Raw genomic sequence first — 25,230 nt, 5'->3', positions numbered from 1 at the left:
CCAGTCGGAATATATCAGAGTGAACTTAGCGGCTACCCAAGACCGTGGCCACAAAGCAGCCCACAGCCTCAGTGCGCGGCACTGGCACCGGCTGCCGCGCCACAATAGCGGCCAAAGCGTCGCGCAATTCGTGATGCTGCACCACGGTACGGCGCTGGCCCAGGCGGGCGTAGGCATCATCAATGCGACCTTGGTAGAGCACGGTGGTTTCGTCGGGGGCCAGCACCACCACCTCGGGGGTGATGCGCACCTGCAGGCGGCGCGTAAGCTGCTGGCCGGCATCGAGGCGCACCGGAAACGGCAGCGGATACTGCTTCTGAAACAGCACCACATCGGCCGGATGCATCTGCAAAGCTGGAAACACGCCCACAAACCGTACGCCGCGCGGCGCGTAGGCGGCGTGCAGGGCGCGGAGCGTGGGCGTGGCGTTCTGGCTGATGGGGCAGGTATCGGCCAGAAACACGTAGACCGTGGCCACCGGCAACACCGGACCGCCGGCCCGCACCAATGGCGGCAGCAGCAACAGGAAAAGCAGGTGTAGGAGTCGGGACATAAGTAGCAAGCAAAAAGCGGCAACAACTACCTGATGCTCAAGCCACGGAAAGGTTCAGTCTGTAGCGCTTCCATCAGGAAAGATACCACCCGGCGCGCGTTTTCGTTCCGGCCTGCAGCGGGTGGCATGCAGCTTATTTGGGAGAAGGACAGGCAGGGCACGCCGCGTATCCTTACTTTCGGCCCGGTTTTGGCCGGTGCGCCGCCGGTTCTATCTTTTCTGCTCTCTCTGCTGCCTGCGTATGAAACGCTCTACTTTTTCTCGTCCGGCACTGGCCGTGGCGGCCGCTACGTCGCTGCTGGCCGGGGCTTGCTCGGCCCCGCGCAACATCGTCAGCACCGGTAAGGTCACGCCGCGCGGTGAGTTCCGGGGCGGCGGCAACGTGTCGTTTAATGTTGCCACCGAAACCTTGAGCAAGACGGGCTCCACGCTGAAGTCGGCAGCAGAAGCGGCAGGCAACAAAGACACTGTTGGCTACTCCAAAACCATCGACAACCTGCAGTTGGCGGCCTTGGCCTATACTCTCGACCCGCTGCGCGCCTCCCCCGATCTGTACCTGCGCTACGGCGTCTACGACCGGGTGGATGTGGGCTACAAGTACGCCTTCGGCTCGCACGTCTTCGATGCCATGTTCCAGTTTATGGGTCCGACGGGCACGCCGGAGCGCCCACAGGGCGCGGCCGGGGCCACATATGGCAGCGTGGGCCTGCAATTTGCCACCCAGCGCGCCAAGCTCCCGAGCATCCCGTATCTGAGCAATATATCCGATGCCCTGGGCTTCAGTGCCTCGCGCAAAGACCTGATTGTGCCGCTGGTTATCAGCCACTCGTTTGGGCCGGAAGAGGAAATAGGGGCGTTTTCCTACGGCCTGGTGTATTCCCGCTCGTTTCTGCGCTACGGCTTCGAAAACCAGAAAGTATACACTCCCGGCGGCAAGGTGCCCAGCCTGCCCGAGCAGCGCGTGAGCTACAACTCGTTCGGGGCGTTTGCCAGCGCCAAAGTCGGCTACCGCTACTTGTACTTCCTGCCGTCAATGGGCATCTATTACCAGAATTATGGCACCTACCGCCTGCTCAACAATGCCACCGGAAAGCTCAGCGGCTTTACGTTTGTGCCCAGCGTAGGCGTGCAGTTCCGCGTACCTAACAGCCGCCGGTAGCGGCAGCCACCATAGAAATAAAGCGGCCCGGTAACTGAGAAGCTACCGGGCCGCTCTGTGTACATACTGGTCGGTTATTGTGGCGCGCGGCGCTTGGCTTTCAACCAAGAAGCCAGCAGTGGCACCCCAAAAATGGCCACCGTCAGCGCGGTCAGGCCGGCGTCGGCCGCCTCGCTGCCCAGGAAATGGCTGAAGACGGAATCCGGCTGAAAGTGCTCCACCAACGACAGCAGCAGCTTCAGCCCCAGCAGCCCAATTACCACAAAGGCGGCCGTTTCCAGAAACGGGTACTTGGCCATCAGCAGCACAAACGCCTGCGCCACCAGCCGCATGGCCAGAATACCGATAAACACGCCCAGGCAAATCAGAATCAGGTTGTCGGTGAAGGCCACCACGGCAAACACGTTGTCGATGGAAAAGGCCAGGTCCATCAACTCAATCAGCGCCACCGTAGCCCAGAACGGCCCGAGCAGCCCCAGCGTGTAGCGGTACACGAGGCTCTTGCGCTTGTCTACACCATCCTCGTCAGCGGAAGCGGCGTGGCCCCGGAAATGGTCGTAGGCCAGGTACAGCAGGTAGAGGCCGCCCAGGGGCTTGAGGTACCAGAACTCAATCAGGAACGAGGCGAACAGGATGCACAAGCCCCGAAACACGTAGGCCCCGATGATGCCGTAGCGCAGGGCCTTCTGCCGCTGCTCTTTGGGCAGGTCGCCGACCATCGTGGCCAGCACGGCCGCGTTGTCCACGGAAAGCAGGCTTTCGATGATGACCAGATTGCTCACCACAGCCAGCGCGGCCAGGGGATTGTCGAGGATTTGCTGTAGGTGTATGTTCATGCCGGTTGGGCAAGATAACGACTTCAGCCAAAGCCGGGTTTCGGTGGAGCCATCCGGCAGCCTGTTATTGGTGCGTCGCTAGGCAGAAGGTAGGCTAATCGGCTTCCAGGCCTGATAATTCGGTATGCGCTGGACAGCGGCACCTTCGCACGGTGGCCGAAAAAACGACCAAACCTATGTATCTTGTCCGTCCCGCTCCAGAAAATTCCCTGTCCATGCTTGACTTTTACCTCAACGACCAGCGCATCAGCACCGCCGAGCCGGCCGGCAGCGCCCTGCTCGATTTCATCCGCTACCATGAGCAGTTGAAGGGCACCAAAATCGGCTGCCGCGAGGGTGACTGCGGCGCCTGTACCGTGCTGGTGGGCGAGCTGGCGGCTGATGGAAAGACCGTGAATTATCAGAGCATGACCAGCTGCCTCACGCCGCTGGGCAACGCCGCCGGCAAGCACATCGTGACGGTGGAAGGCATCAACGCAGCCGGCGCGCAGCTTACGCCCGTGCAGCAGGCCATTGTGGAGGAAGGCGGCTCGCAGTGCGGCTTCTGCACGGTAGGCTTCGTAATGTCCTTGACCGGCCACAGCCTCAGCAGCACACCAGTCACCCAGAAAAACACGATTGCGGCCATCGACGGCAATATCTGCCGCTGCACCGGCTACAAGTCGTTGGAGCGCGCCGCCGCCCGCCTTACCAGTGAGCTGGAGCAGCGCACGACGGAAAACACGTTGGCCTGGCTTACTGAGAAGCAGTTTGTGCCCGCCTATTTCGCTGACATTCCAACTCAGCTCGCGCAGCTTCGCCCCAATGCAAATCAGGTAACCGAATCTTCAGCAGCGGCACCAGCAGCCTTATCTACAAGGCACACCAACGGCGGCAGCGCCGTTTCAACCTCCCCGAACGGCCATACTCAAGGCCAAAACGACCAACACAGCGCCGCGCTGCCGCCCCCTATCCTCGGCGGTGGCACCGATCTGCTGGTGCAGCGCCTCGAACAGTTGCGCGAGCAGTCCGTTCAACTGGTATTCGACCAGCCAAGCAGGCGCGGTATTCACCAAGACGGTGCCGGCCGCATAGTACTCGGCGGCGCCACCACGGCCAGCCAGCTGCTAGAGTCTGAACTGATGCGCACCGTACTGTCCAACCTACCGCAGTATCTGAAACTAGTGAGCAGCACGCCCATCCGCAACATGGGCACAGTGGCCGGCAACTTCATCAACGGCTCGCCGATTGGTGACCTTACCATCATGTTCCTGGCCCTGGGCGCATCCGTCACGTTGCTCGACGCGGCCGGCAGCACCCGCGAGTTGACCCTACCCAACCTCTACCTCGGTTACAAAAAGCTGGCGAAAACCGCCGACGAGCAGGTTATCGAAATCAGCTTCCCTACCCCGCTGGCCGGCGACTTTTTCCACTTCGAGAAAGTATCCAAACGCACCCACCTCGACATTGCCAGCGTGAATTCCGCCGCCTGGCTGCGGGTTGAGAACGGCGTTATCCAGGCGGCCCGCGTTTCGGCGGGTGGCGTGGGCCCGGTACCACTATTGCTGGCCCGCACCAGCCAGTTTCTGGTGGGTCGTGAGCTTACGGCCGAAACCGTGCATGCTGCCAACGCCGTGATGCAGGAGGAAATCAGCCCGATTTCCGACGTGCGCGGCACTGTGGACTATAAGCGGCTTTTGCTGCGCCAGCTGCTGTGGGCGCATTTCTTACAGTTCGCGCCGGAATTAGCGGTGGACGAGCTGATTTAATGCGTCATGCAGAGCGCAGCGAAGCATCTCGCGTGCCACAGCAATCAATGCCGCTTTATCGATTAGATTAGTCGAGTTGGCGAGATGCTTCGCTGCGCTCTGCATGACGTTCTGTTTGGAACGATGCTCAAGAACCGAATCCATGAATCACCTCGACCCCAACCGCCACGTCCGCGGCGAATCGCAGTACCTCGACGATGTGCCCGTGCAGCAAGGCACACTGTACGCAGCTGTGTTTGAAAGCCCCCTGGCCCACGGCGTGCTCCGCAGCCTCGATTTCAGCGCCGCGCTGGCTGCGCCCGGCGTGGCCCGCGTGCTCACGGCCCAGGACATTCCCGGCGAAAACCAGATTGGCGGCATCGTGGCCGATGAGCCGCTGCTGGCCGAGGGACACGTCCATTTCCGGGGGCAGCCGGTGGCGCTGGTGCTGGCCCGCACCGAGGCGCAGGCCCACGCCGCACTTAAGCTCATCCAGGTCGAAATCGACCCGCTGCCCACTATCACCGACCCGCGTGTGGCCGCAGCGCAGGGCGAGCTGATTGTGCCGCCGCGCACCTTCAAAATCGGCGATTCTCAAGCGGCGTGGGCGGCGTGCACGCACGTATTTGAGGGCGTGGCCGAGAGCGGCGGACAAGAGCATTTGTATATCGAAACGCAGGGCGCGTATGCCTTCCCCACGGAGATGGGCGGCGTGCGGATGATTTCGTCCACGCAGGGCCCCACGGCTGTGCAGCGCCACACGGCCCACGTGCTGGGCCTGGGCATGCACCAGGTGGAAGTAGACGTGACGCGCCTCGGCGGCGGTTTTGGTGGCAAGGAAGACCAGGCCACGCCCTGGGGCGCGCTGGCCGCGCTGGGCGCGTTCATCACTAAAAAGCCGGTAAAGCTGGTGCTCGACCGCATGGCCGACATGCGTATGACCGGCAAGCGCCACCCCTACTCGTCCGATTTCAAAATCGGCTTGGATGCCGACCTGAAAATTCAGGCCTACGAAGTCACGTTCTTCCAGAATGCCGGCGCGGCGGCCGACCTCTCGCCGGCCGTGATGGAGCGCACGCTCTTTCACGCCACCAACGCCTATTTCGTCCCCAACGTAACGGCCACGGCCTTTTCGTGCCGCACCAACCTGCCGCCGAATACGGCTTTCCGGGGCTTTGGCGGGCCGCAGGGCATGTTCGTCATCGAGTCGGCTATTGCTAAAGCAGCCGAGGAATTGGGTGTGCCGACTTTCGAGATTCAGCGGCGGAATTTGCTGCGTGAGGGCGACCTGTTCTCGTATCGGCAGGCAGCCGAAATGTGCCACGCCGAGCAGGCCTGGGACACGGCCGCGGCGGAGTTTGATTTGGCCGGAATTCGGGCCGAAGTCGCGCAGTTCAACCAAGCCAACAGACTGAGGAAAAAGGGGGTTGCGGTAATGCCCATTTGCTTCGGCATCAGCTTCACTAAAACGCCCATGAACCAGACCCGCGCGCTGGTACACATCTACTCCGACGGCTCGGTGGGCATCAGCACGGGTGCGGTGGAGATGGGCCAGGGCGTGAACACCAAGATTGCGCAGGTGGCGGCCCGCACACTGGGAATTTCGATTTCACGCATCAAAATCGAAACCACCAATACTACCCGCGTCGCCAACACGTCTCCCAGCGCCGCCAGCGCCACCGCCGACCTCAACGGCAAAGCCACCGAAATGGCCTGCGCGGCCCTGCGTGAGCGGCTTTTGCAGCACGCCAGCACCGAGTATACGCTCAACTATGAGGGCCTCGAAATCCACGACGAGCAGGTGCTGGCCGCCGGCGTGCCTGCCGACACCAACTGGGAAAAGCTGGTGTCGTCGGCCTTCTGGAAGCGCGTGGCCCTCACCGAAAACGCCCATTACGCCACCCCCAGCCTGCATTTCGACGCCACCGTAAATCAGGGCCACCCCTTCGCCTACCACGTGTACGGCACGGCCATCACCACGGTGACGGTGGACTGCCTGCGTGGCACCTACACCGTGGACGCCCTGCAAATAGCCCACGATTTCGGCCAGAGCTTCAACAAAGTCATCGACCGGGGCCAGATTGAGGGCGGCGCGGTGCAGGGCATCGGCTGGATGACAATGGAGGAAGTGGCCTACAACGAAGAAGGCCGCCTGCTCAGCAACTCGCTCAACAGCTATAAAATCCCGGACATCTACGCTGCCCCCAAGGTGCTCGACGTGCATTTCCTCGACACGCCGGGCCACCCCAAGGCCATCCTGCGCTCTAAAGCTGTGGGCGAGCCGCCGCTCATGTACGGCATCGGCACCTACTTCGCCCTGCGCGACGCGGTACGGGCATTCCAAGGTCACACGGCGTTGCCGTTTTCCGCCCCGATGACGCCGGAAAAGGTGCTGCTTTCTCTTTATCCTGACTCCGATTCTGTTCCGGCTTGGAAATCCAGCTCCGCAACCATTTCCGTGGCCTCGTAATCTACGCGGCCGGCGACACGGTCGCGGCGCTGCTGCTGCACCAGTTTTCCTGGGGCCGGCTGGGCGGCATGGCGCTGGTGGGCGGCACGCTCTACTCGCTGGAAGTGCCGGCCTACTTCCGCTGGATAGACCGGCGCGTGCCACCTGCCCCCAACCTAAGCCGCCGACTGATACGGGCTGCCCTGTCGCTGCTCTACTTCAACCCGCTCTGGATTGCGCGCCACCTGCTATTTATCAAGCTATTCTCGGGGCTGTGGCAGGAGGTGTCTTGGGGGCTGCTGGCGGTAGCGGGCCGGTCGTTTCTGCTCAATATTCCGGTTTCGTTTACGGCCAACTACCTCATCCAGAACCACGTGCCAGCGCGCTGGCGCTTTGTGGCCAGCGCCCTATTTTCGGGGCTGATGGCGGTGTACTACGCCTTAAGTGCTGCCTGGCTGCAGTAGCTACTCAGCTTTTTCACTTGCTTTTTTTCCAGTGGCTTACCCAGAACTTACAGCGCACCCTGCCACCCCACGCGACCTGCCCGTGTGGGAACACGCCGCGGCCAGCCTGCGGGCGGGTGTGCCGGTGGCGCTGCTGTGCGTGGTGCGCAGCGAAGGTTCCAGCCCAGGTCGGCAGGGCTTCAAGCTGAGTTTAACAGCCACTGAAACGGTGGGCTCCATCGGTGGCGGCATCATGGAGCACAAACTGGTGGAGCTGATGCGGAGCCGTCTGCAAACCGGCCACTACGCCCCCGAAATCCGCCGCCAAATACACCGCGCCCACTCCCCCACCGACCGCTCGGGCATGATCTGCTCGGGCGAGCAGGAGATTCTGCTGCTGCCCCTGCGCCCACAGGACCTAGCCACCACCGAAGCCTGCCTGAACTGCTTACGTCAGGCCGGCAGTGCCGCCTGGGAGGTATCGGCCGGCCACGGGCTGCGCCTGCTGCCAGCCCCAGCCGACACGCAGTATCGCCCCGGCCCCGACTGGTACTACGTGGAGCGGCTCGGCTACCGCGACCAGCTTACGATTGTGGGCGGCGGGCACGTGGCGCTGGCACTCTCGCGGGTGATGAGCATGCTGGATTTCGGCCTGACGGTGCTCGACGACCGGCCCGACCTGCCCACGCAGCAGCGCAACCACTACGCTCATCACCGCCGCACAGTGTCCTATGAGCAGTTGGCCCGCGAAGTGCCGGAAGGCCTGCACCAGTACGTGGTGATTATGACCGTCGGCTACCGCACTGACGCCGTGGCCGTACGCCAGCTGCTACACCACCAGGTGCGCTACCTAGGCCTTATGGGCAGCACCGCCAAAATCGGCCATCTGCTGCAGGAGTTGCGCGCCGCCGGCCTCGACGAAGCGGCGCTCGGCAGAATCCGCGCCCCCATTGGCCTACCTATCCACAGCCGCACACCCGAGGAAATTGCCATCAGCATAGCCGCCGAGCTGATTCGGGTGCGGAATGGAGATGAGGTGACAGGTGACAGGTGACAGGTGACAAAGTAAGAACGTCATTCCGAGCGGAGCGAGGAATCTCGCTAGTGTAGTGATTATACCATACTAGCGAGATTCCTCGCTCCGCTCGGAATGACGTTCTTATTACTGTCGTTTTTGACCTTAGTTCTCCGACATCTGGCTGCCTTCGAGGTAGCCTTCGGTGAAGACGCGGTATTGGTCGAAGATGGAGCGCACGGAGCGGCGGAGCACCAGTTCACCCTGGGGGCCGTTGGGCACGGTTACGCCGGAGGCGTAGCCGTTCCATACTGCCCGGTTGGTGCGGTTGTCAATCAGGGTGATGAGCAGGGTGCCTTCGGCCAGCAGAATGCGTTGGGGCTGGTAGCCCTGGCGGTTATCAGCGGGCGTTTCCTCGTCTTCCACCTTTTCTTCCTTCACCCAACGGCTGATATCCTCCTGCATGTAGCCTCGAAACTTCATGTCGCCTTCGAATACCCGGAAGTTTACCAGCAAATCGGGGCGGCGCTTGTTGGATTTGTAGCCCTGCACTTTCAGGCGCGTACGAATGGCGTCGCGGACGGCCTCACCGAGCCGGCTGGAATCGGCGGACAGGCCGTCGCCGGTCACAAATTCGTAGGTTCGGTAGCGGCGGAAGTTGCCGGTATAGCTGTAATCGGAGTCGATACGGGCCTGGCGGGCGGCAAAGCAGCCGGATAGTGCCATAGCCAGGCTCATTGCCAGTAGCGTAAAAGTTGGTTTCATGCGTAACGTTGAAATGGGTGACACTATTTTCAAGTTACGAAACTCCTGCCGGCTTACGACTTGATACTCAGAAGGAAGAGAGCGTACAAAATTTTGGCCTTGTGCTAACGGTTCAGCTGCAGTACAGGCGTTTGCGCACTATACATGGTGCCATCAGCGAAACGGTAGCGCACCACAAACTGCTGAGGACCGGCTACGGCAGGTGGCACCCGCAACTGCAGCCGCGGCTCGGCACTGCGGCTGGCACGGGCCGGCAGCGGCTGGCCAGTGTCAGTTTCCAGCAGCAGGTCGTTGAGGGAGGCCCCGGCCGGATGCTGCGCGTCGTAGGCATAGCGGCTGCGCACCACCATCGAGTCGAGCACCTGTGGCGTGCCCAGGTAGCCGGGTGCGGGTGCGGGTGGGCAGGCGTGGGCTGCGGGCAGCAGCTGCCAGTGCCGGGCGGGCTGGTTGCCGTAGTAAGCTTTCTGGAACTGCACGGCCAGCAGCAAATCAGCGGCGGCTACCGGCTCGTTGGAGGTCAGTGGCTGGCCAGTGCGCTGGCTGCTCGCAGATAGTTCCACAGCTTGGGTGCGGTAGAAACGCGGTACCGCGTCATAGCGGCAGGCGTCGTCGGCATCAGCACAGGCGGGCAGTAGCGCGGCCCCGGCCAGAACTGCCGGCAGCGCAGTTGCGGCCACCAAAGCATTCCTGAGGCGCATGGCGGCGGGCTTAAAGCTGAATGGTGACAGGTAGGGTTTCGGCCGTGTATTCTTCGCCGTTGGTGAGGCGGTAGAACACCCGGAACTGCTGAGGCCCGGCCTGCGCCGGCACCGCACGCAGTGTGAGCAGCGGTAAGGCCACCTCTGGGCGGCCCGCCTGCACCCGCAGGTAGTCGTTTAGGCTTTCCGACCAGTCGAAGGTGGTCAGCACGTCGTTGAGGGAGGTGCCAGCGGGGTGCAGGGCATCGAAATCAAACCGGCTGGTGATGGCCAGCGAATCGAGCTGCTCGGTGAAACCCGGCTCCAGGGGTGAGCAGGCATAGGCCACACCACTGACCCCTACCGGCCTGTGGGCCGCCACCATCCGCGTGTCGAGGCCCAGCTGCAGCCGCAGCTCCATGGCCCTGACCGGCGCATTGGCTGCCAAAACTGTGGCAGTACGGCCGGTGCTGGTACCTAGGGCCACTAGCAGGGTGCCCGTTATATCGTAGTTGCCGGGTGGGCGCAGGTCGCAACAGTCGCCGCACAGCAGGTTGCAGGCGGGCAGCACCAGGGTAAGCGCCCCGAGCAGAAGTAATTTTTTTCGCATGGTGGAGAATAGATAGTGGTAGCGGATACTGATTAACAGGAGACAAGCTACAGGCAGCAGGTTGCAGAATAATCCGCAAAAGCAGAGAAAAATCAGTTCAGCTCCTTTTCCAGCACAATCGTCAGCCCGTGCGGGCCCTGCACCGTGCCGATGATGTCGAAGCCGTGGTGCAGGTTCAGCAGGAGCATGGCCCGCCAGCGGTTGTAGGTGTGAGTGCGCACGGCGCGGTAGCCCTGCGCTTGGCTCCAGGCGTGCTGGCGGCGCATCAGCTCGGCGGCAATGCCCTGGCCTCGGAAACTGGGGTGTACGCCGCCCAGCCAGCTGTAGTAGTGGCCCGGCTTCCGTTCGTAGCCCAGCTTGCAGCCTACCAGCTGGCCATCCACGTATGCCAGCCACGCTTGCACCAACTGGTGCTGCTGCTGGTAGTGCAGGTCGGCGAGTAGCTCGGCAGCTGGGGCTTCGAGGGCGGTGGCTAGTAGTGCGGCAATTGCGGCTTGCGTTTCAACAGAGCAATGCGGGTGGAATAAATACGTAATCTTCATAGAACCCCAGGCAGCACTGTTGCAATAGCTCAGGCATGCAGCTTCTATGCAGCGTTGCGTGCCCTTATTTCATCGTTGATGTTGTTCAGCGCTATAACACTTGGCATCAGGGTGATAAACGAGGTGAGGCCGACCACCAGCAGGCCGTAATTACCTTTTTTTACTACTACATACAGAATAATAGCTACGGCCACTCCCATCACCAACCCGAGCCCGATGATGGTGCCTTTCAGCTTATTTTTTCTGGCACGAAGCTCCTCCAACGTGAGCTGTGTGAGGTCTTCGCTGATGCTGTTTTTAGTCATTGGGGTTTCAGTGAAAGTTAGGCGAGCAGGGATTTTGCCAAGTCGCACAAGTATGATACTACGGGTTGCCGCCTGTCCTGCACTACAGGCACAGTCCACTAGCCCCGGTTGCGGAGGCTGATTTCCGCTCGGATCTGTTGAAGGGCTTGTTTCTGACTCTGTGAATTCCGGTAGATCAGAACTATCATGGCCAGGGGAATGGCGATATACAAAAAGCCAAACCCATTTCTCACAATCCCATACACCATAATCCCCACCAGAAACCCTATAAATCCAGCGGCAAAGGCTTCATTTCGTTTGATCTTTTTCTCCTCACTCAACAACTCTTCGAGGGTGAGCTTCGCGTAATCCTGCTGAGCCGACATATCGTTTTACTGCTTGGTAGTGAGAAAGATAGTCAGTTGAGGCAGTCAGCCCCCGCCCAACGACAACTCATATGCTCGTATTCGCGGCATGCAACTCCCTGTTGGCAAGCCTGCTGCAACATACCTCCGTTTCCTGACTTCGCCAATCATCTACTGATACCCCGCCGCCTGCAGCCGGAACAGCTCGGCGTAGCGGCCGTTGCGGGTTAGCAGCTCCTCATGACTGCCAATCTCCTGAAACTGCCCGTTCTCAATGACCAGAATCCGGTCGGCCATGCGCACAGTGCTGAAGCGGTGGCTGATGAGTACGGCGGTTTTGCCCTGGGTCAGCTCCTTGAAGCGCTGGAACACCTCGTATTCGGCGCGGGCGTCGAGGGCAGCGGTGGGCTCGTCGAGAATAAGCAGCTGGGCGTCGCGCATGTAGGCGCGGCCCAGCGCAATCTTTTGCCACTCGCCGCCGCTCAAATCCACGCCGCCATTGAAGCGGCGGCCAATCATCTGCTCGTAGCCGCCGGGCAGCTTGGCAATGACGGAGTCGGCGAGGCTTTGCTGGGCGGCCTGCTCGATGCGCGGCTGGTTGCCTTTCTCCTCGATGCGGCCCACGGCCAGGTTCTGGCCGGCCGGCAGCTGAAAGCGCACGAAATCCTGGAAAATCACTCCGATTTCCTGGCGCAGCTCGGCCGGGTCATACTCGCGCAGGTCGTGGCCATCGAGCAGGATACGGCCTTCGGTGGGGTCGTAGAGGCGCGCCAGCAGCTTGACGAGTGTAGTTTTGCCGGCGCCGTTTTCGCCTACCAGCGCCAGCTTTTCGCCGGCCTGCAGCTGAAAGTTCAGGTTGCGCAGCGCCCATTTTTCAGCATTACGATATTTAAAGCCGACGTTTTCAAAGGTAAATCCGTGCTGAATAGGCCGCGGAAATGGCCGCACCGAGCGCGCATCGTCGGCGCGGATAATGCGGGGCTGCAGCCGAAAGAAATCAAAGAAATCCTGCAGATACAGCGCGCCTTCCGCCACGGCGCTGAACCGGCTCAGAATGCCTTCCAGCAGGCCGCGCATGCGGGCAAACGAGCCCGCCAGAAACGTGAGCTGCCCGATGCTGACGCGCCCGCGCACCGTTTCGCTGATGATGTACACGTAGGCAGCATAGTAGCCGGCCGCACCCACCGCCGCGAAAAACGCGCCCCAGCCAGCCCGTCGAATCACGAGGTCCTTATTTTTCTGGTAGAAGTCATCGGAGAGCGTGCGAAACCGGTCAATCAGGAAGCCTGAGAGCCCGAAAATCTTCACCTCTTTGGCCGTTTCGTCGGAGGCACCGGTCTGGCGCAGGTAGTCCAGCTCGCGCCGCTCGGGCGTCCAGCCATGCACCAGCGAGTAGCTGCGCTCATTGAAGTGGCTTTCGCCTAGGAAAGCCGGCACCACCGCCACCAACAGCAGCAGCAGCAGCCACGGGTTGAACGCCGCAAGGCCCACGGCCAGAAAGCCCATCGTAATGGCGTCCTGGGCCTGGCTGAGCACCTGCGACATCAGCACGGTGCGCGACAGAGTCTGGCGGCGTGCCCGCTCCAGCTTATCATAGAAAGCGCTGTCCTCGAACTGGTCGAGGTCGAGCTCGGCGGCGTGCTGCATGATGCGCACCGACGACTGGTTGGAAAACAGGTCGCCGAGCAGCGAGTCGAGCAGGGCCACACCGCGGCCCAGCGCGTCGGAGAAGATGGCGAGGCCAAATTCCAGCGCCACCAACGACAGCACCGGCGTGAGCTGGCGCGCCTCCACGGGCTGCCCACTAAGCTGCACCACAGCGTCGAGAATCAGCTGAGCCACATACAGCATAGCCACCGGCAGGGCTGCCCGCAACAGGCGTAGCGCCATATTGCCGAGGGCCAGCGCCGGACTGGTCTGCCAGATCAGGCGCAGGAAGGCGGGAAGATTTTTTAGTGCCGAAAACCGCTCCCGCACTGTGAGCGCCGGCTTGCCGTCGGGGCGGGGCTTTTTAGCGGAAATCGTGGAAAAGAAAGAATCAGAACGAGCCATATGACGGCTGTACGGCACACTTCGGGCCGCAGTGCAGGGAGCCGCCGTTTTGGCAGCTATTCAGCGGACTATTTCGGGTACGTAAATTACATCCTAGCCGCTTCGGATGGCTGGCCCGTACTTTTACCTGGATATCCGCCGTTTCTTCTGCTGCCATGCTGCACAGCCTTCTGTTTGAACCCTACGCCAGTCCGGCGGCCGAAGCTCGCGCCGAAGCCCTGCAGGAAAGCTTGTCTGCTCTCGACGGAGGCGTGCTGCTGCTGAACTTAGCGTTAGACGGTGAGCTGCTGGATGCTGTGCTACTGATGCCCCGGGGCGTAGCCGTGCTGCAGCTGCTGCCCGGCGGCCAGCACCTAAGCGCCGCCAACTTCGCGCACGGTCCGTGGCTGCTCGACGGCCAGCAGCTGCCTAACTTTTCAGGCTCCGACAACCCTTACCAGCGGCTACAGCGGCAACGCCCAGCGCTGGCGGCATGGCTGGCCGAGCAGCCGCTGCTACCGGCCATTGCGCTTGAAACCATTGGGGCCATGGCCGTTTTCCAAAACGTCTTGCACCTCGAAAATGGACTGCAGAAACAGCTGCAGATGCTGCCCACCACCAACCGGTTTCGGCTAGTGCATCAGCCGGCGCTGGTGCTCCGCGAGTTTCAGCAGATGCCAGCAGACAAGTCGCAGTGGTTGCCAACTGACACGCTCGATGCCTGGGCCACGGCTCTGCTGCAGCCCGACGACTTGCCGGAAGAACGTATGCAGGAAGCCGACGATACCGACGACCTGCTGACCCGCAAAGCCCGGCAGCTTTGGCGTTGGCTGGGCGCCGAAGACGTATCCGCCGACCCACCCTACAGCGCCGCTGCGCCGTTGGCGGTGCCCAATGCCTTAGCCGATAGTCAGCAGGAGAAAGCCCGATTAGAGCAAATCCGCGTGCAGATTCGGGCCGAAGTGAGTGCGCAAACGCAGGACCTGCAAATCCGCGAAGCGGCCCGCGACCAAACCATTGCTCAACTCCGCCAGCAACTTACTGATGCTTCCGCCGCCGCCCCCGAAACGTCCCGCCTGCAAGCCCAGCTGGCCACCGAAGCCCGCGAGAAAGCGGCTCTGGAAGAAGCCATCCGCGTGGCTCGCGCCGAGTCGGAAGCCCGCAACCGCGCGCTAGACGCACGGATTCGGGAGCTAAGCCAGCAACTGCAGCAGTTGCAGGACCGCCCGACTACTGCACCAATGCCATCCGCGGCCCCAACAGCTGCTTCAATGCCTGCTGCCAGTGCACCGGTTCCGGCCCGTACCCCGGCAGTCCGGCGGCCGGCGGCCCCGCGCCCTCCCGCAACCGGCGCTTCCTGGCGTTTGCAGTGGCCGCGTGTGTTGCTGGCTGGCGCCGTAACACTGTTGGCCGGTGTTGGTATCTGGGGCGCGACGCAACTGCCAAGCTTACTTCGCAAACCCGCTAGTACGTCGCCGGATATCCGCCGCCCCGACGACAACCCCGACGATAACACAGAAGCCGCCGCTCCTACCCTGTTCGACATTCAGCCCGACACCATCCGCCTTACGCCGGCCGAAGCCGCCACTGCCGATTCCATCATCGTGGCTGAAGAGCTGGCGCAGCTCGCCGCCGATTCTGTGGTGACACCCGCAGCCGACGAGGTGATGGATACGCTGGCTGCTCCGTCAGATGACATTTAAAAGGAGTGGCACACTTTCAATTCACTACTCCGGCTTTTCGGCTGTAGCCTGCTGATATACTGCAGCTTACTTGGCACTGACGAGCTACGGGCTAAAGTCTGTGCCACAGGCATGTGCCGTTCTTTTTACAGATTGAGCTGCCACCCAAACGCACAACGGCCCCGCCTCTGAGGAGACGGGGCCGTTGGCCATTCACCGGGCTAAAGCCCTGGGCTTACTTTTCCTGCTCGGCCAGTTCTGACTGAGCAACAGCTACGCCGTTTTGGGCGGAACCATTGTGGCCGTTAGCTACGCGGCGGCCCATGTAGCGGCTGGTAGCCGGGCTGGGGTTCTTGGCGGCGGCGTCGAGGCTCTGGCGCAGGCGCTGGCCGTAGTCGGCGTCGCACTTCGTAAACAGCTCCACCATCCGGTTCTGGATTTCGGTGGTAGCGGCGCTCAACGCATCGGTCAGGTTGTTGATGAGGTCGGTTTTTTCCCGCTCATCGTGCTGGCGCCAGCGGGCACCGGCCTGCTGGAAATCCACGTCGCCGGAGCGGCTGATTTTCTGGCGGATCAGCGGCGCGTTGTATACTGGCTCGTGGTCTTTGCCAGCCTTCGGCGACTCAGTAAGGCCATTCAGCGACGACGGCTCGTAGTTGACGTGCGGGTTCTGGTTGGGGGCCGTATCCACATGGAACGTCATCTGGCCGTCGCGCTGGTTGGTGGCCACGTGCTTTTTGGGCGCATTGATGGGCAGCTGCAGGTAGTTGGTACCTACGCGGTAACGCTGCGTGTCGGAGTACGAGAATGTCCGGCCCTGCAGCATTTTGTCGTCGGAGAAGTCGAGGCCATCTACCAGCACACCGGTACCGAAAGCCACCTGCTCTACTTCAGCGAAGTAGTTTTCGGGGTTGCGGTTGAGCACCATCTTGCCCACGGGCAGCAGTGGAAACTGGTCTTCCGGCCAGATTTTGGTGTCGTCCAGTGGGTCGAAGTCCAGCTCGGGGTGCTCACCGTCGGGCATCATCTGTACACAGAACTCCCACTCGGGGAAGTTGCCGGCCTCAATGGCGTCGTACAGATCCTGGGTGGCGTGGTTGAAGTTGGTGGCCTGAATGGCATCTGCCTCGGGCTGGGTGAGGTTTTTCACACCCTGCTTCGGCACCCAGTGGTACTTGATTAGCTGGGCCTCGCCGTCTTTGTTCACCCACTTATAGGTGTTCACGCCCGAGCCTTCCATCTGGCGGTAGTTGGCCGGAATGCCCCAAGGCGAAAACAGGAACGTGAGCATGTGCACCGACTCGGGTGTGTTGCTCATGAAGTCGAAGATGCGGCCACCATCCTGGCGGTTGGTTACCGGGTCGGGCTTCAGCGAGTGTACCATGTCCGGAAACTTGAGGGCGTCGCGGATAAAGAACACTTTCAGGTTGTTGCCTACCAAGTCCCAGTTGCCATCTTCGGTGTAGAACTTCACGGCGAAGCCACGTGGGTCGCGCAGGGTTTCGGGCGAATGGCCGCCGTGGATTACTGAGGAAAAGCGCACAAACACCGGCGTTTCCTTGCCTTTGGTATTGAACAGCTTGGCGCGGGTGTATTTCTCGATGGCCTGGTCGCCAACAGTGCCGTAGGCAGTGAATACGCCGTGAGCGCCGGCGCCGCGGGCGTGCACCACCCGCTCCGGAATACGCTCCCGGTCGAAGTGGCTGATTTTCTCGAGCAGCTGGTAGTTTTCCAGTGTCACGGGGCCACGGTTGCCCACGGTGCGCGAGTTCTGGTTGTCCGTGACGGGGTGGCCCTGGCGGGTGGTCAGGGTCTGGGCGTTTTCGCCGGCGGCGGTGCGTGGGTCGTGGGAGGTGCCGGCACCGGTTACGGCCGTACCTGTGCCCGACTGGGCGTCATTAGCCCCATTCTGCTGATGTTCTGGCTGGTTGGAATGCATAGTTGACAAGGAAAATTGTACCCTGCAATATACACTGGCTCGGCGTGGAAGTTCCTTCCAGTGGAGAATAATTCTCCACTAGCCTGTAATAGAGACCCTATAAAATTTTGTCGTGCGGGCTCACATCAATCGGAATAGGCTGTGGTTCCGGCCAGCGCACCCGCCGCCAAACCGTACCTTTGCTGCCCATGCCCGCTACCAATCCCCGTACTTACAGCGCCGGCTTCTGGCTGATGTGCCTGTCGTCGTTCTTCTTTTTCATGAGCTTTAATATGCTGCTGCCCGAGCTGCCCGCGTACCTCACGCGGCTGGGTGGCGGCGACTACAAAGGGTTCATTATTGCGCTGTTTACGCTTACGGCCGGCATTTCACGCCCCTTCAGTGGCAAGCTGGCCGATACTGTGGGCCGCATTCCGGTAATGGTGTTCGGCTCGCTGGTGTGCTTTATCTGCGGCTTCTTTTATCCGTGGACTACCACCGTGGCGGGGTTTCTGGGGTTGCGGCTGCTGCACGGCTTCAGCACCGGCTTCAAGCCCACCGGCACCGCCGCCTTCATTGCCGACATCATTCCGCTGGAACGTCGCGGCGAGGCTATGGGGCTGTTGGGCGTAGCGGGTTCGTTGGGCATGGCGGCCGGCCCGGCACTGGGCCCGCTCATCACGGCTGCCACCTCGCTCAACACGCTGTTCTATTGCTCGTCGGGCTTGGCGCTGCTGAGCTTGGCGGTGCAGGGCACCATGACTGAAACCCTGCCCCAGGCCCAGCGCCAGAAGTTCAGCTGGAGCCTGCTGCGCCTGAACTGGGGCGAAATTCTGGAGCCGCAGGTGATGGCCCCAGCCGTCGTGACGCTGCTGTGCTTGTTCCCGTTTGGGGCCATCCTGACGGTGGTACCTGACCAGAGCGAAGCCTTGGGCCTCGCCGAGCACAGCAAAGGCTTATTCTATACCTGCTACACGCTGGCCTCCCTGGTAGTGCGCCTAGTGGCTGGCCGTGCCTCCGATAAGTATGGCCGGGTGCCGGTGTTGCGCTGGTCTACGGCGCTGCTGGTTGTGTCGCTGGGCATGATGACGCTGGTGGAGCACTCGGTGCCGCTGTTTCTGGGTGCAGCGGTGCTGTTTGGCTTTGCTACCGGCCTCAACTCGCCTACGCTCTATGCCTGGACCATCGACCTGAGCCACCCTGAGCGGCGCGGGCGGGCGGTGGCCACCATGTACATTGCCCTGGAAGCCGGCATCGGGCTGGGCGCGCTGCTGGGCGGCTGGCTGTTCAGCAACCAGCTTTCGCGCCTGCCTTACGTGCATGGGATGAGTCTGGCGCTGGTGCTGGGGGCGCTGCTGTATTTGCTGGTAGGTGTGCGCAGCAAGCAGCCGGTGGCCGCGTAGGCAAACCAGTAGTATTCCGGGCAGCCTGCGTTTTTCTTGGTGGCGGCAGATTGGCCTGCTATATTTGGAGAGTACAAAACTGAAGCTATTGATTGCGTGGCTTATCAGTGACTTTATTTTCTTTTATTATCTCCTTCCATGCCATTTAATCTGGTGCGCCATGTGGCGCTGTTCTGCCTGGGCCTGCTGCTAGCCGGCCCCGTGGCCGCCCAAAAAGTATTACCGCCGCCGATTAAGTTCGGAACGGTTACCAAAGACGACTTCGCCATGGCAGTAGCTCCCGATTCTGCGGTAGCGGAGGTTCTGTGCGACTTCGGCCAATCCCGGATTGTAGGCGCTACCGATGGGTTTGAGCTGCTTTTTGAGCGTACTACGCGCATCCGCATCAACCGCAAAGCCGGCTACGACTGGGCCACTGTGCGGGTGCCGCTGTATCACCGCGACGGAACCAAGGAGAAGCTTATGCAACTTAAGGGCATCACCTACAACCTGGAAACAGGCAGTGGCAAGCTGCTCAAGACGCTGCTGCGGACCGAGGCCGTGTTCAGCCGCAAGCTCACCGATTTCGTGGATGAGTATGCCTTCACACTACCTGATGTGCGCGAAGGCTCCATCCTCGAATTCACCTACACAGTGCGCTCCGGCTTTCTGTACAACCTGCAGGGCTGGCGGTTTCAGCAGTCTGTGCCGGTGCGCTGGAGCGAGTACCGCGTCATCCTGCCTTCGTTTTTCCGCTACAAGGAAGTCAGCCATACATACTGGCCATTTACGCTTAATGAAAGCACCACGCAGCCCTACACCACTGCCTACAACCAAACGCCGCAGGACAGCCACGGCAATTCACTTAATCAGGGGCAGAGCCTCAGCGTCAGTACCCAGGCCGTACACCGGCGGTGGGTGCTAAAAGACGTGCCCGCCTTCCGCGAAGAGCCCTACCTGACTACCCCCGAAGATTACATGAGCCGGGTGGATTTCGAGCTGGAACGTATTCAGTTCGGCCCTGACCGCGCCCCTACCTTTCAGGCCGGGACGTGGCCCGAAATCGAGAAGGAGCTGCTGAAAGATGCTGATTTTGGTGGTTTCCTGTCTGGGCGCACGCCTCTTACAGAAGCGGCCAACGCCCTGCGCACCAGCCATCCGGCCCCGGCGGCCCGTGCTGCTGCTGTACGCGCTTTGGTGCAGCAAACCGTAGTGTGCAACGGCGAAAACCGACTTTACGCAAGTCAGTCGGCGAAAAAAGTGTGTGAGCTACGCCGGGGCAGTGCCCTAGAAGTAAATCTGTTGCTGATCCGGACCCTGCGCGACGCCGGATTAGATGCCCAGCCTTTGCTGCTGAGCACCCGCGACAATGGCCAGATTCAGACCGACCTGCCAGTGCTGACGCAGTTCAACTATGTGGTGGCCTATGTCGGCCAGCTGCCCGATGGCACGGAGCTGCTGCTCGATGCCACCGATGCTTCCCTGCCTGCTGCTATGCTGCCCGAGCAATGCCTGAACGGGCAAGGCCGCTTGCTGGGCCCGGCCGGTCGCTGGCTGCCTTTGGTAGCGAATCAGCCCCACCTGCAGTTCACGCAGGCCACGCTGCAGCTGGATGCGGCTGGGGCGCTGGCCGGCACCATCCGGCACGAATATGCCGGCTACGCTGCGGCGCCGGCCCGCTCAGCGGGTCCGGCTTTGCTTACGCAATGGCAGAAGGAGCATCCCGACTGGACGGTAAAGCGCCAGGAAGAGTCGGCTACTACGCCCGACCAGCCGCTGATGCTGGTGCTGGCGGCCCAGCTCCCAGGAGCTGAGGCCCCCTCGCAACTGCTCTACGTGCGGCCGCTGCAGCATCTGGCTTCTGGTGCCTCACCTTTTCAGACCGAAGACCGGCGCTACCCTGTGGACCTGCCCACCACTCGCCGCCTCGAATACCAGGTAACCCTAACGCTACCATCCGGCTACGCCGCTACCACGCTGCCAGCCAGCGTAAACCTGAGCTTACCTGGCAATGGTGGGCGATTTATCTATGGTATCACGCGTCCAACACCCCAAACGTTGGTTATTTCGAGCCGTCTGCTGCTGGGAAAAACCCGCTACCTGCCCGCTGAATACGCCGCTTTGCGCAGCCTCTATGCCCAGGCACTGGCGAAGATGGCAGAACCGGTGGTAGTGCAGAAACAATAGCTGGCCACGCGCGCCACCTGGTTACGCAGTAGCTCGGGAGTTTTCCTGTTGATGCTGTCTAGGTGTACCGTAAACAACACTTTTACACCTCAATAGACCTGCGGCTGGATGCCACCGAGCCCAAGCTAACGGCCGGCCGCTGGCTCACTACAAGGCCGGCGGCGCGCCATCTGGAGTTCCGGACCGTCAAGCTGCGCCTCACTATGCATGGCACCATCGAGGGCAGTCTGAAGCTGGCGTATGCTGGGTAGCCGGCCCGGAAGCACAACGGCGCCCGCCAGAACTCGGCGGCCAATTACCTGGCCAGCCTGCGCCACTCCCAAACTGACTGACAGCCATGCTGGTAGTGAGGCAAGAATAGCTCTTCTGTATTATTTCTTTCTCGGATTATTGGCGGCTATTCCAAAAATGCGGAGCTTTAGAATTCCGTTATTCTGCCCGCTCCTCTCTGCCGCCTATTTCTATCCTTTTTACCTGCTTTTTCATGCCGCCGGCCAGAAGCAGTTGTGTGTGCTCATTGCGTTTACTTCTTCATTATATAGCTCTCCATGCTAACACCTTTACTCCGCCGGCTTTTGCTGCTGGCAGTGCTGGGTAGCGCCGCCACGGCGCCTGCCCTGGGCCAGGCCGACCCCATCAAGTTTGGCAAACCCGACCTCAAGGATTTTGACTCCAAAAACTTTGTAGCAGACAGCGCCGCCGAGGCGGTGGTGCTCTGCGACTTCGGCCGCTCGCGCTTCGAAGTGGCTGCTGCCGGCGAAGGGTTTCAGACCGTGTTTGAGCGGGTTACGCGCATCAAAATCCTGAAGAAGTCCGGCTATGACTGGGCCACTGTGGAAGTGCCGCTGTATCACAAAAACAAAAGCGAGGAAAAGCTCAGCAACCTGAAGGGCTTCACTTACAACCTTGTGAACGGGGAGATTGTGAAGGAAAAGCTGGAAACCAGTGCCATGTTCCGCGAGGAGTCCGGCCCTAACACCATCACCCGCAAGTTTACGCTGCCCAACGTGCGCGAGGGCGCCGTGATTGAGTACACGTACACGGTCGTGTCGGATTTCCTGTTCAATTTTCAGGACTGGCAGTTTCAGCAATCCATTCCGGTGCGCTGGAGCGAGTACCGGGCGCAGATACCGGAATACTTCGACTATAAAACCCTGATGCAGGGTTATCTGCCGTTGGCCGTGAGCGAGCATCCGTCGGGAGTAGGTCAGTATACAGTGCGCTGGAGTTCATCCATTGAGTCGGGCCTGAATGGCGGACGTACCCCGGGCGGTTCCGAAACAGTAACGGCCCAGGTAGTCAACCACCGCTGGGCTGTGCAAAACGCCACGGCTTTCCGCGACGAGCCGTACATGACCTCCGCGCGCGACTATGTGTCACGCATCGACTTCGAATTAGCCGGACTGCAGTGGCCCGGCCAGGGCTACCGGCCCATGACCAGCACCTGGCAGAGCATCAACGATGAACTGCTGCAGGCCGAGGGATTTGGCATGCAGCTTCGCCGAGCAGGTTTCCTGAAAGAACAACTCACGCCACTGCTGGCGCAAGAGAAATCTCCGGCGGCCCGCGTAGCGGCCATACATGCCCTGGTGCGCAAAGCCGTGAAATACGACGGCCACGACCAGCTCTACAGCTCCAGCTCGGTGCGCAAAGCCTACGACCAGCACCGCGGCAATGCGGCCGATGTAAACCTGCTATTGATTGCGGCGCTGCGCGAAGCCGGCTTTCAGGCCAACCCCGTGCTGGTGAGCACCCGCAGCCATGGAGCCGTAAATGCCGATTTCATGCCCATGCTTTCGCGCTTCAACTACGTAGTGGCCCACGTGCCGCTGCCCGAAGGCAAGGAAATGCTGGTAGATGCCACCGAAGAACTGCTGCCCTGCGGCATGCTGCCCACGCGCTGCCTCAATGGCCAGGGCCGCCTGATTATGCCTAATGCCGCGGAGTCGCGCTGGGTGAGTTTGTCGCCTACGCAGCGCCTCACTGAGTATCAGCAGATCAAGCTGGTGCTGGACGAAAAAGGCGGGTATACCGGCCAGGTACACTCCGAGCACGGCGGTTATGCCGGCTCGGCCCAGCGCGACCGGCTGCGCGAAAAAGGCGAGAAGAAGTTTGTGGAAGACATGCTGACTGGCCGTGAAGGCTGGAGCGTAGAGAAATTCAAATTCGGCAAGCGCGACGAGCTAGCCGATGCACTAAGCCTCGACTACGAACTGACAGCAGCGGGCGGCGACACTCCGGCGGGCCTGCTGTATGTGCGGCCCCTGCAACACTTCGGCAACAGCAAGAACCCGTTTGTGCAGGAGTCGCGCCAGTTTCCGGTGGATTTTGGCTGCCCCGTAGATGAAACCCTGCTTGTGACCCTGACGCTGCCCGCGGGCTACGAACTGGAGGAGATGCCCAAGCCAACGGCCGTGAGCCTGCCCGACAACGGGGGCCGCTTTCTATACCAGGCGCAGCCTGCTGCTGATGGTACCGTGCAGATTATGAGCCGCTTGAACCTGAACCGCGCGGTGTACTCGGCCGCGGAATACGAAGGCCTGCGCGAGTTCTACCGGCTGGTAGTGGCCAAGCAGGCAGAACAGTTTGTTCTCAAGAAGAAATCGTGAAGTATCCCGTAAACTTTCTGCGGCCGGCGGCCCGGCTGGGTGTTCTACTCATGGCCTGCCTCAGTGGCCTGGTGGCGCTGGCTGGCCCGCCCGCCAGCTACCCCGTAGCGGACATTGCGGCCGCGCTGCGCGAAAACGCCCACGCCGTAGTGCGCCGCTCCGACGAAACGCTGGTGGTGAAATCAGCCGGCCGTACTGTGGAAACGGTACGCCGCGCCGTGACCATTTTCGACGAAGCCGGAGCCGACTACGCCCGCACGCTGGTTGGCTACGACCAGCTCAACACGGTCACCTATCTGCGCGGCACCTCGTATGCTGCCGATGGCCGCGTATTGCGCACGCTCAAAGCCTCGGAAATCCAGGACATTTCTCTGTCCGATGGTTTCAGTTTGGCCAATGATGGCCGTGGCCGAGTTGCCGACCTGCGCCAGCCGGTGTACCCCTATACAGTGGAGTTTGAGTACGAAATTAACTCCACCAACACGCTGTTTTATCCTACCTGGATGCCTCAGCCTACCGGTCAACTGGCAGTGGAGCATGCCACGTTCCGGGTGCTGATGCCGGCTGGCCTGGTTTTGCGCTACCAAGAACGGGCGTTGCCTGCAGGCACGGTGGCCGTAAAAACCCCAACAACTGAGGCCGGCCAGGCCTATGAGTGGCAGGTGCATGGCTTGGCAGCCGTAGAAGCCGAGGCCGACGGACCGCCCGTGAGCGAAATGGCGCCGGCCGTATTCACAGCCCCCATGCAGTTTGAGGTGCAGGGCCACCTGGGCACACTCAGCTCGTGGCAGACGCTGGGACTCTGGACGCACCAGCTCAATGCCGGCCGCGACGAGCTGCCGCCTGCCCTGCAGGCCAAAGTGCAGGCACTGGTGCAAGGCGAAACCGACGAGCGGGCCCGCATCCGGAAGGTATATGAATGGCTGCAGGAAAACACCCGCTATATCTCGGTTCAGCTGGGGATTGGCGGCTGGCAGACGTTTCCGGCCAGCAGCGTGGCGGCCAACGGCTATGGCGACTGCAAAGCCCTAACCAATTACTGCCAGGCACTGCTGAAAGCAGCTGGCATCACAGCGTATGCAGCCCTGGTCCGGGCCGGCGAGGAAGACATCCGTACCGAGTTTCCCAGCCAGCAGTTCAACCATGTGGTGCTGTGTGTGCCACTCAGCAAAGCCGCTAAGGCTGACACTGTGTGGCTGGAATGCACCAACCAGACCGCTATGTTCGGTTATATGAGCAGCTTTGTCGGCAACCGCCATGCCCTGCTCCTGACGCCGCAGGGAGGCCGCTTGGTCCGTACGCCGCAGTACCTGGCCGCCGACAACCGCCGCGACCGGCTCGCCGACGTGTATATGGATGCGCAGGGCAGCGCTACGGCCAGCATCCGGACCCGGCTGTCGGGCCTGGAGCAGGACAACTACGCACGCCTGGCTGGCTCGCAGAACTTGGCCGATCAGAAGAAGATCTTGTCGGAACACCTGCCGCTGGCCAACTTCAGCATCAGCAAGCTCAGCTACCAGCCCGACCACCGCCAGTCAGTGCCTGTCCTCACCGAAAACCTGAGCCTCGTGCTGCCAGGATGGGCCTCCGTGTCGGGAAAAAGAGCCTTTCTGACGCCCAACCTGCTGAGCCGCTGGAGGGCGCTTCCAGCCACGGTAGGTGAGCGGCGCACCCCCGTGTGGCTCGACAACGCATTCAGCTACGCCGATACCATCCGAATTCATGTGCCAGCCGGTTTCAAGCCGGAAAGCCTGCCGGCGCAGGTGCAGCTCGCTACGGCGTTTGGCACCTACTCCAGCCAAGTGCAGGCCCTGCCCGACGGCACGCTGCTTTATGTGCGGCGCCTGCTGATGCCTCAGACCCGCTTCACCCGCGAGCAATATCCGGCTTACCAAGACTTCCGCCGCCGCATCAGCCAAGCCGATAAAGCGCAGATAGTACTGGTAAAAACCGACGCCTGACCTTTAACAGTCCGTCCTCATACCGAAGGCCCGCC

The 25,230-nt window shown here is 61.3% G+C and carries 21 protein-coding genes; 11 read left to right on the top strand and 10 right to left on the bottom strand.

Going from position 1 to position 25,230, the window contains the following annotated elements:
* Nucleotides 1-25 precede the first annotated feature (25 nt).
* On the bottom strand, nt 26-553 hold the full coding sequence (locus tag H8B14_RS06530) for a redoxin domain-containing protein (protein WP_187314814.1): 528 nt from the start codon (nt 551-553) through the stop codon (nt 26-28).
* A 241-nt stretch (nt 554-794) separates the two neighbouring features.
* Here H8B14_RS06530 and H8B14_RS06525 point away from each other — a divergent pair, with 241 nt between their 5' ends.
* Entirely contained in the window at nt 795-1,712 is a 918-nt protein-coding gene (locus H8B14_RS06525; RefSeq protein ID WP_187314813.1) for a hypothetical protein, read from the top strand.
* 74 nt (nt 1,713-1,786) lie between these two features.
* On the opposite strand, the gene H8B14_RS06520 is transcribed toward H8B14_RS06525, so the two are convergent.
* Nucleotides 1,787-2,548, bottom strand: a complete 762-nt coding sequence (locus H8B14_RS06520; protein ID WP_187314812.1) for a TerC family protein — start codon at nt 2,546-2,548, stop codon at nt 1,787-1,789.
* 215 nt (nt 2,549-2,763) lie between these two features.
* On the opposite strand from H8B14_RS06520, the gene H8B14_RS06515 reads away from it, so the two are divergent.
* The 4 genes from H8B14_RS06515 to H8B14_RS06500 all read left to right on the top strand — a co-directional run bounded on the left by H8B14_RS06515 (nt 2,764) and on the right by H8B14_RS06500 (nt 8,221).
* Nucleotides 2,764-4,296 (top strand): FAD binding domain-containing protein, encoded by a 1,533-nt coding sequence (locus H8B14_RS06515; RefSeq protein ID WP_187314811.1) that lies wholly within the window; start codon nt 2,764-2,766, stop codon nt 4,294-4,296.
* A 142-nt stretch (nt 4,297-4,438) separates the two neighbouring features.
* On the top strand, nt 4,439-6,745 hold the full coding sequence (locus tag H8B14_RS06510; protein WP_187314810.1) for a xanthine dehydrogenase molybdopterin binding subunit: 2,307 nt from the start codon (nt 4,439-4,441) through the stop codon (nt 6,743-6,745).
* Nucleotides 6,706-7,188, top strand: a complete 483-nt coding sequence (locus H8B14_RS06505; RefSeq protein ID WP_187314809.1) for a hypothetical protein — start codon at nt 6,706-6,708, stop codon at nt 7,186-7,188. Before H8B14_RS06510 ends, H8B14_RS06505 begins: the two co-directional genes overlap by 40 nt.
* A 31-nt stretch (nt 7,189-7,219) precedes the next feature.
* The gene (locus H8B14_RS06500; RefSeq protein ID WP_315984807.1) at nt 7,220-8,221 is read left to right on the top strand and encodes an XdhC family protein; all 1,002 of its coding nucleotides are present in this window, start codon (nt 7,220-7,222) and stop codon (nt 8,219-8,221) included.
* Between the two features lie 126 nt (nt 8,222-8,347).
* Here the strand turns inward: H8B14_RS06500 and H8B14_RS06495 are convergent, their stop codons facing one another.
* From H8B14_RS06495 to H8B14_RS06465, 7 genes are all read right to left on the bottom strand, one after another.
* Nucleotides 8,348-8,947: a DUF4136 domain-containing protein gene (locus H8B14_RS06495; RefSeq protein WP_187314808.1), complete on the bottom strand. Its 600-nt coding sequence runs from the start codon at nt 8,945-8,947 to the stop codon at nt 8,348-8,350.
* Between the two features lie 104 nt (nt 8,948-9,051).
* On the bottom strand, nt 9,052-9,645 hold the full coding sequence (locus H8B14_RS06490; RefSeq protein WP_187314807.1) for a hypothetical protein: 594 nt from the start codon (nt 9,643-9,645) through the stop codon (nt 9,052-9,054).
* Nucleotides 9,646-9,655: 10 nt separating this feature from the next.
* Nucleotides 9,656-10,234 carry a hypothetical protein gene (locus H8B14_RS06485; protein WP_187314806.1) on the bottom strand — a complete coding sequence of 193 codons (579 nt, stop codon included), beginning with the start codon at nt 10,232-10,234 and terminating at the stop codon, nt 9,656-9,658.
* A 92-nt stretch (nt 10,235-10,326) separates the two neighbouring features.
* Complete coding sequence (locus H8B14_RS06480; RefSeq protein WP_187314805.1) at nt 10,327-10,776, bottom strand: GNAT family N-acetyltransferase; 450 nt, start codon at nt 10,774-10,776, stop codon at nt 10,327-10,329.
* 44 nt (nt 10,777-10,820) lie between these two features.
* Nucleotides 10,821-11,081, bottom strand: coding sequence for a hypothetical protein (locus H8B14_RS06475; protein ID WP_187314804.1), 261 nt, complete (start codon nt 11,079-11,081; stop codon nt 10,821-10,823).
* A 98-nt stretch (nt 11,082-11,179) separates the two neighbouring features.
* Complete coding sequence (locus H8B14_RS06470) at nt 11,180-11,446, bottom strand: hypothetical protein (RefSeq protein ID WP_187314803.1); 267 nt, start codon at nt 11,444-11,446, stop codon at nt 11,180-11,182.
* Nucleotides 11,447-11,596: 150 nt separating this feature from the next.
* The gene (locus H8B14_RS06465) at nt 11,597-13,477 is read right to left on the bottom strand and encodes an ABC transporter ATP-binding protein (protein WP_187314802.1); all 1,881 of its coding nucleotides are present in this window, start codon (nt 13,475-13,477) and stop codon (nt 11,597-11,599) included.
* Nucleotides 13,478-13,632: 155 nt separating this feature from the next.
* Here H8B14_RS06465 and H8B14_RS06460 point away from each other — a divergent pair, with 155 nt between their 5' ends.
* A complete protein-coding gene (locus tag H8B14_RS06460; protein ID WP_187314801.1) occupies nt 13,633-15,159 on the top strand; it encodes a hypothetical protein in 1,527 nt (508 codons plus the stop codon).
* 214 nt (nt 15,160-15,373) lie between these two features.
* Here H8B14_RS06460 and H8B14_RS06455 read toward each other — a convergent pair whose 3' ends face one another.
* Nucleotides 15,374-17,077 carry a catalase gene (locus H8B14_RS06455; RefSeq protein WP_187314800.1) on the bottom strand — a complete coding sequence of 568 codons (1,704 nt, stop codon included), beginning with the start codon at nt 17,075-17,077 and terminating at the stop codon, nt 15,374-15,376.
* Between the two features lie 188 nt (nt 17,078-17,265).
* Here H8B14_RS06455 and H8B14_RS06450 point away from each other — a divergent pair, with 188 nt between their 5' ends.
* The 5 genes from H8B14_RS06450 to H8B14_RS06430 all read left to right on the top strand — a co-directional run bounded on the left by H8B14_RS06450 (nt 17,266) and on the right by H8B14_RS06430 (nt 25,195).
* Nucleotides 17,266-18,459, top strand: a complete 1,194-nt coding sequence (locus H8B14_RS06450; protein WP_187314799.1) for an MFS transporter — start codon at nt 17,266-17,268, stop codon at nt 18,457-18,459.
* Nucleotides 18,460-18,597: 138 nt separating this feature from the next.
* Complete coding sequence (locus H8B14_RS06445) at nt 18,598-20,625, top strand: DUF3857 domain-containing protein (protein ID WP_187314798.1); 2,028 nt, start codon at nt 18,598-18,600, stop codon at nt 20,623-20,625.
* Nucleotides 20,626-20,687: 62 nt separating this feature from the next.
* Nucleotides 20,688-20,876, top strand: coding sequence for a hypothetical protein (locus tag H8B14_RS06440; RefSeq protein WP_187314797.1), 189 nt, complete (start codon nt 20,688-20,690; stop codon nt 20,874-20,876).
* A 297-nt stretch (nt 20,877-21,173) separates the two neighbouring features.
* Nucleotides 21,174-23,234, top strand: coding sequence for a DUF3857 domain-containing protein (locus H8B14_RS06435; RefSeq protein ID WP_187314796.1), 2,061 nt, complete (start codon nt 21,174-21,176; stop codon nt 23,232-23,234).
* A complete protein-coding gene (locus H8B14_RS06430; protein WP_187314795.1) occupies nt 23,231-25,195 on the top strand; it encodes a DUF3857 domain-containing transglutaminase family protein in 1,965 nt (654 codons plus the stop codon). The genes H8B14_RS06435 and H8B14_RS06430 overlap by 4 nt, the downstream gene beginning before the upstream one ends.
* Nucleotides 25,196-25,230 lie beyond the last annotated feature (35 nt).

The organism is Hymenobacter puniceus, from assembly GCF_014333525.1.
In the GTDB taxonomy this organism is placed as follows: Bacteria; Bacteroidota; Bacteroidia; order Cytophagales; family Hymenobacteraceae; genus Hymenobacter.
Note: the sequence above shows the minus strand (reverse complement) of the source record. Positions and strands in the feature narration are given on the sequence as shown.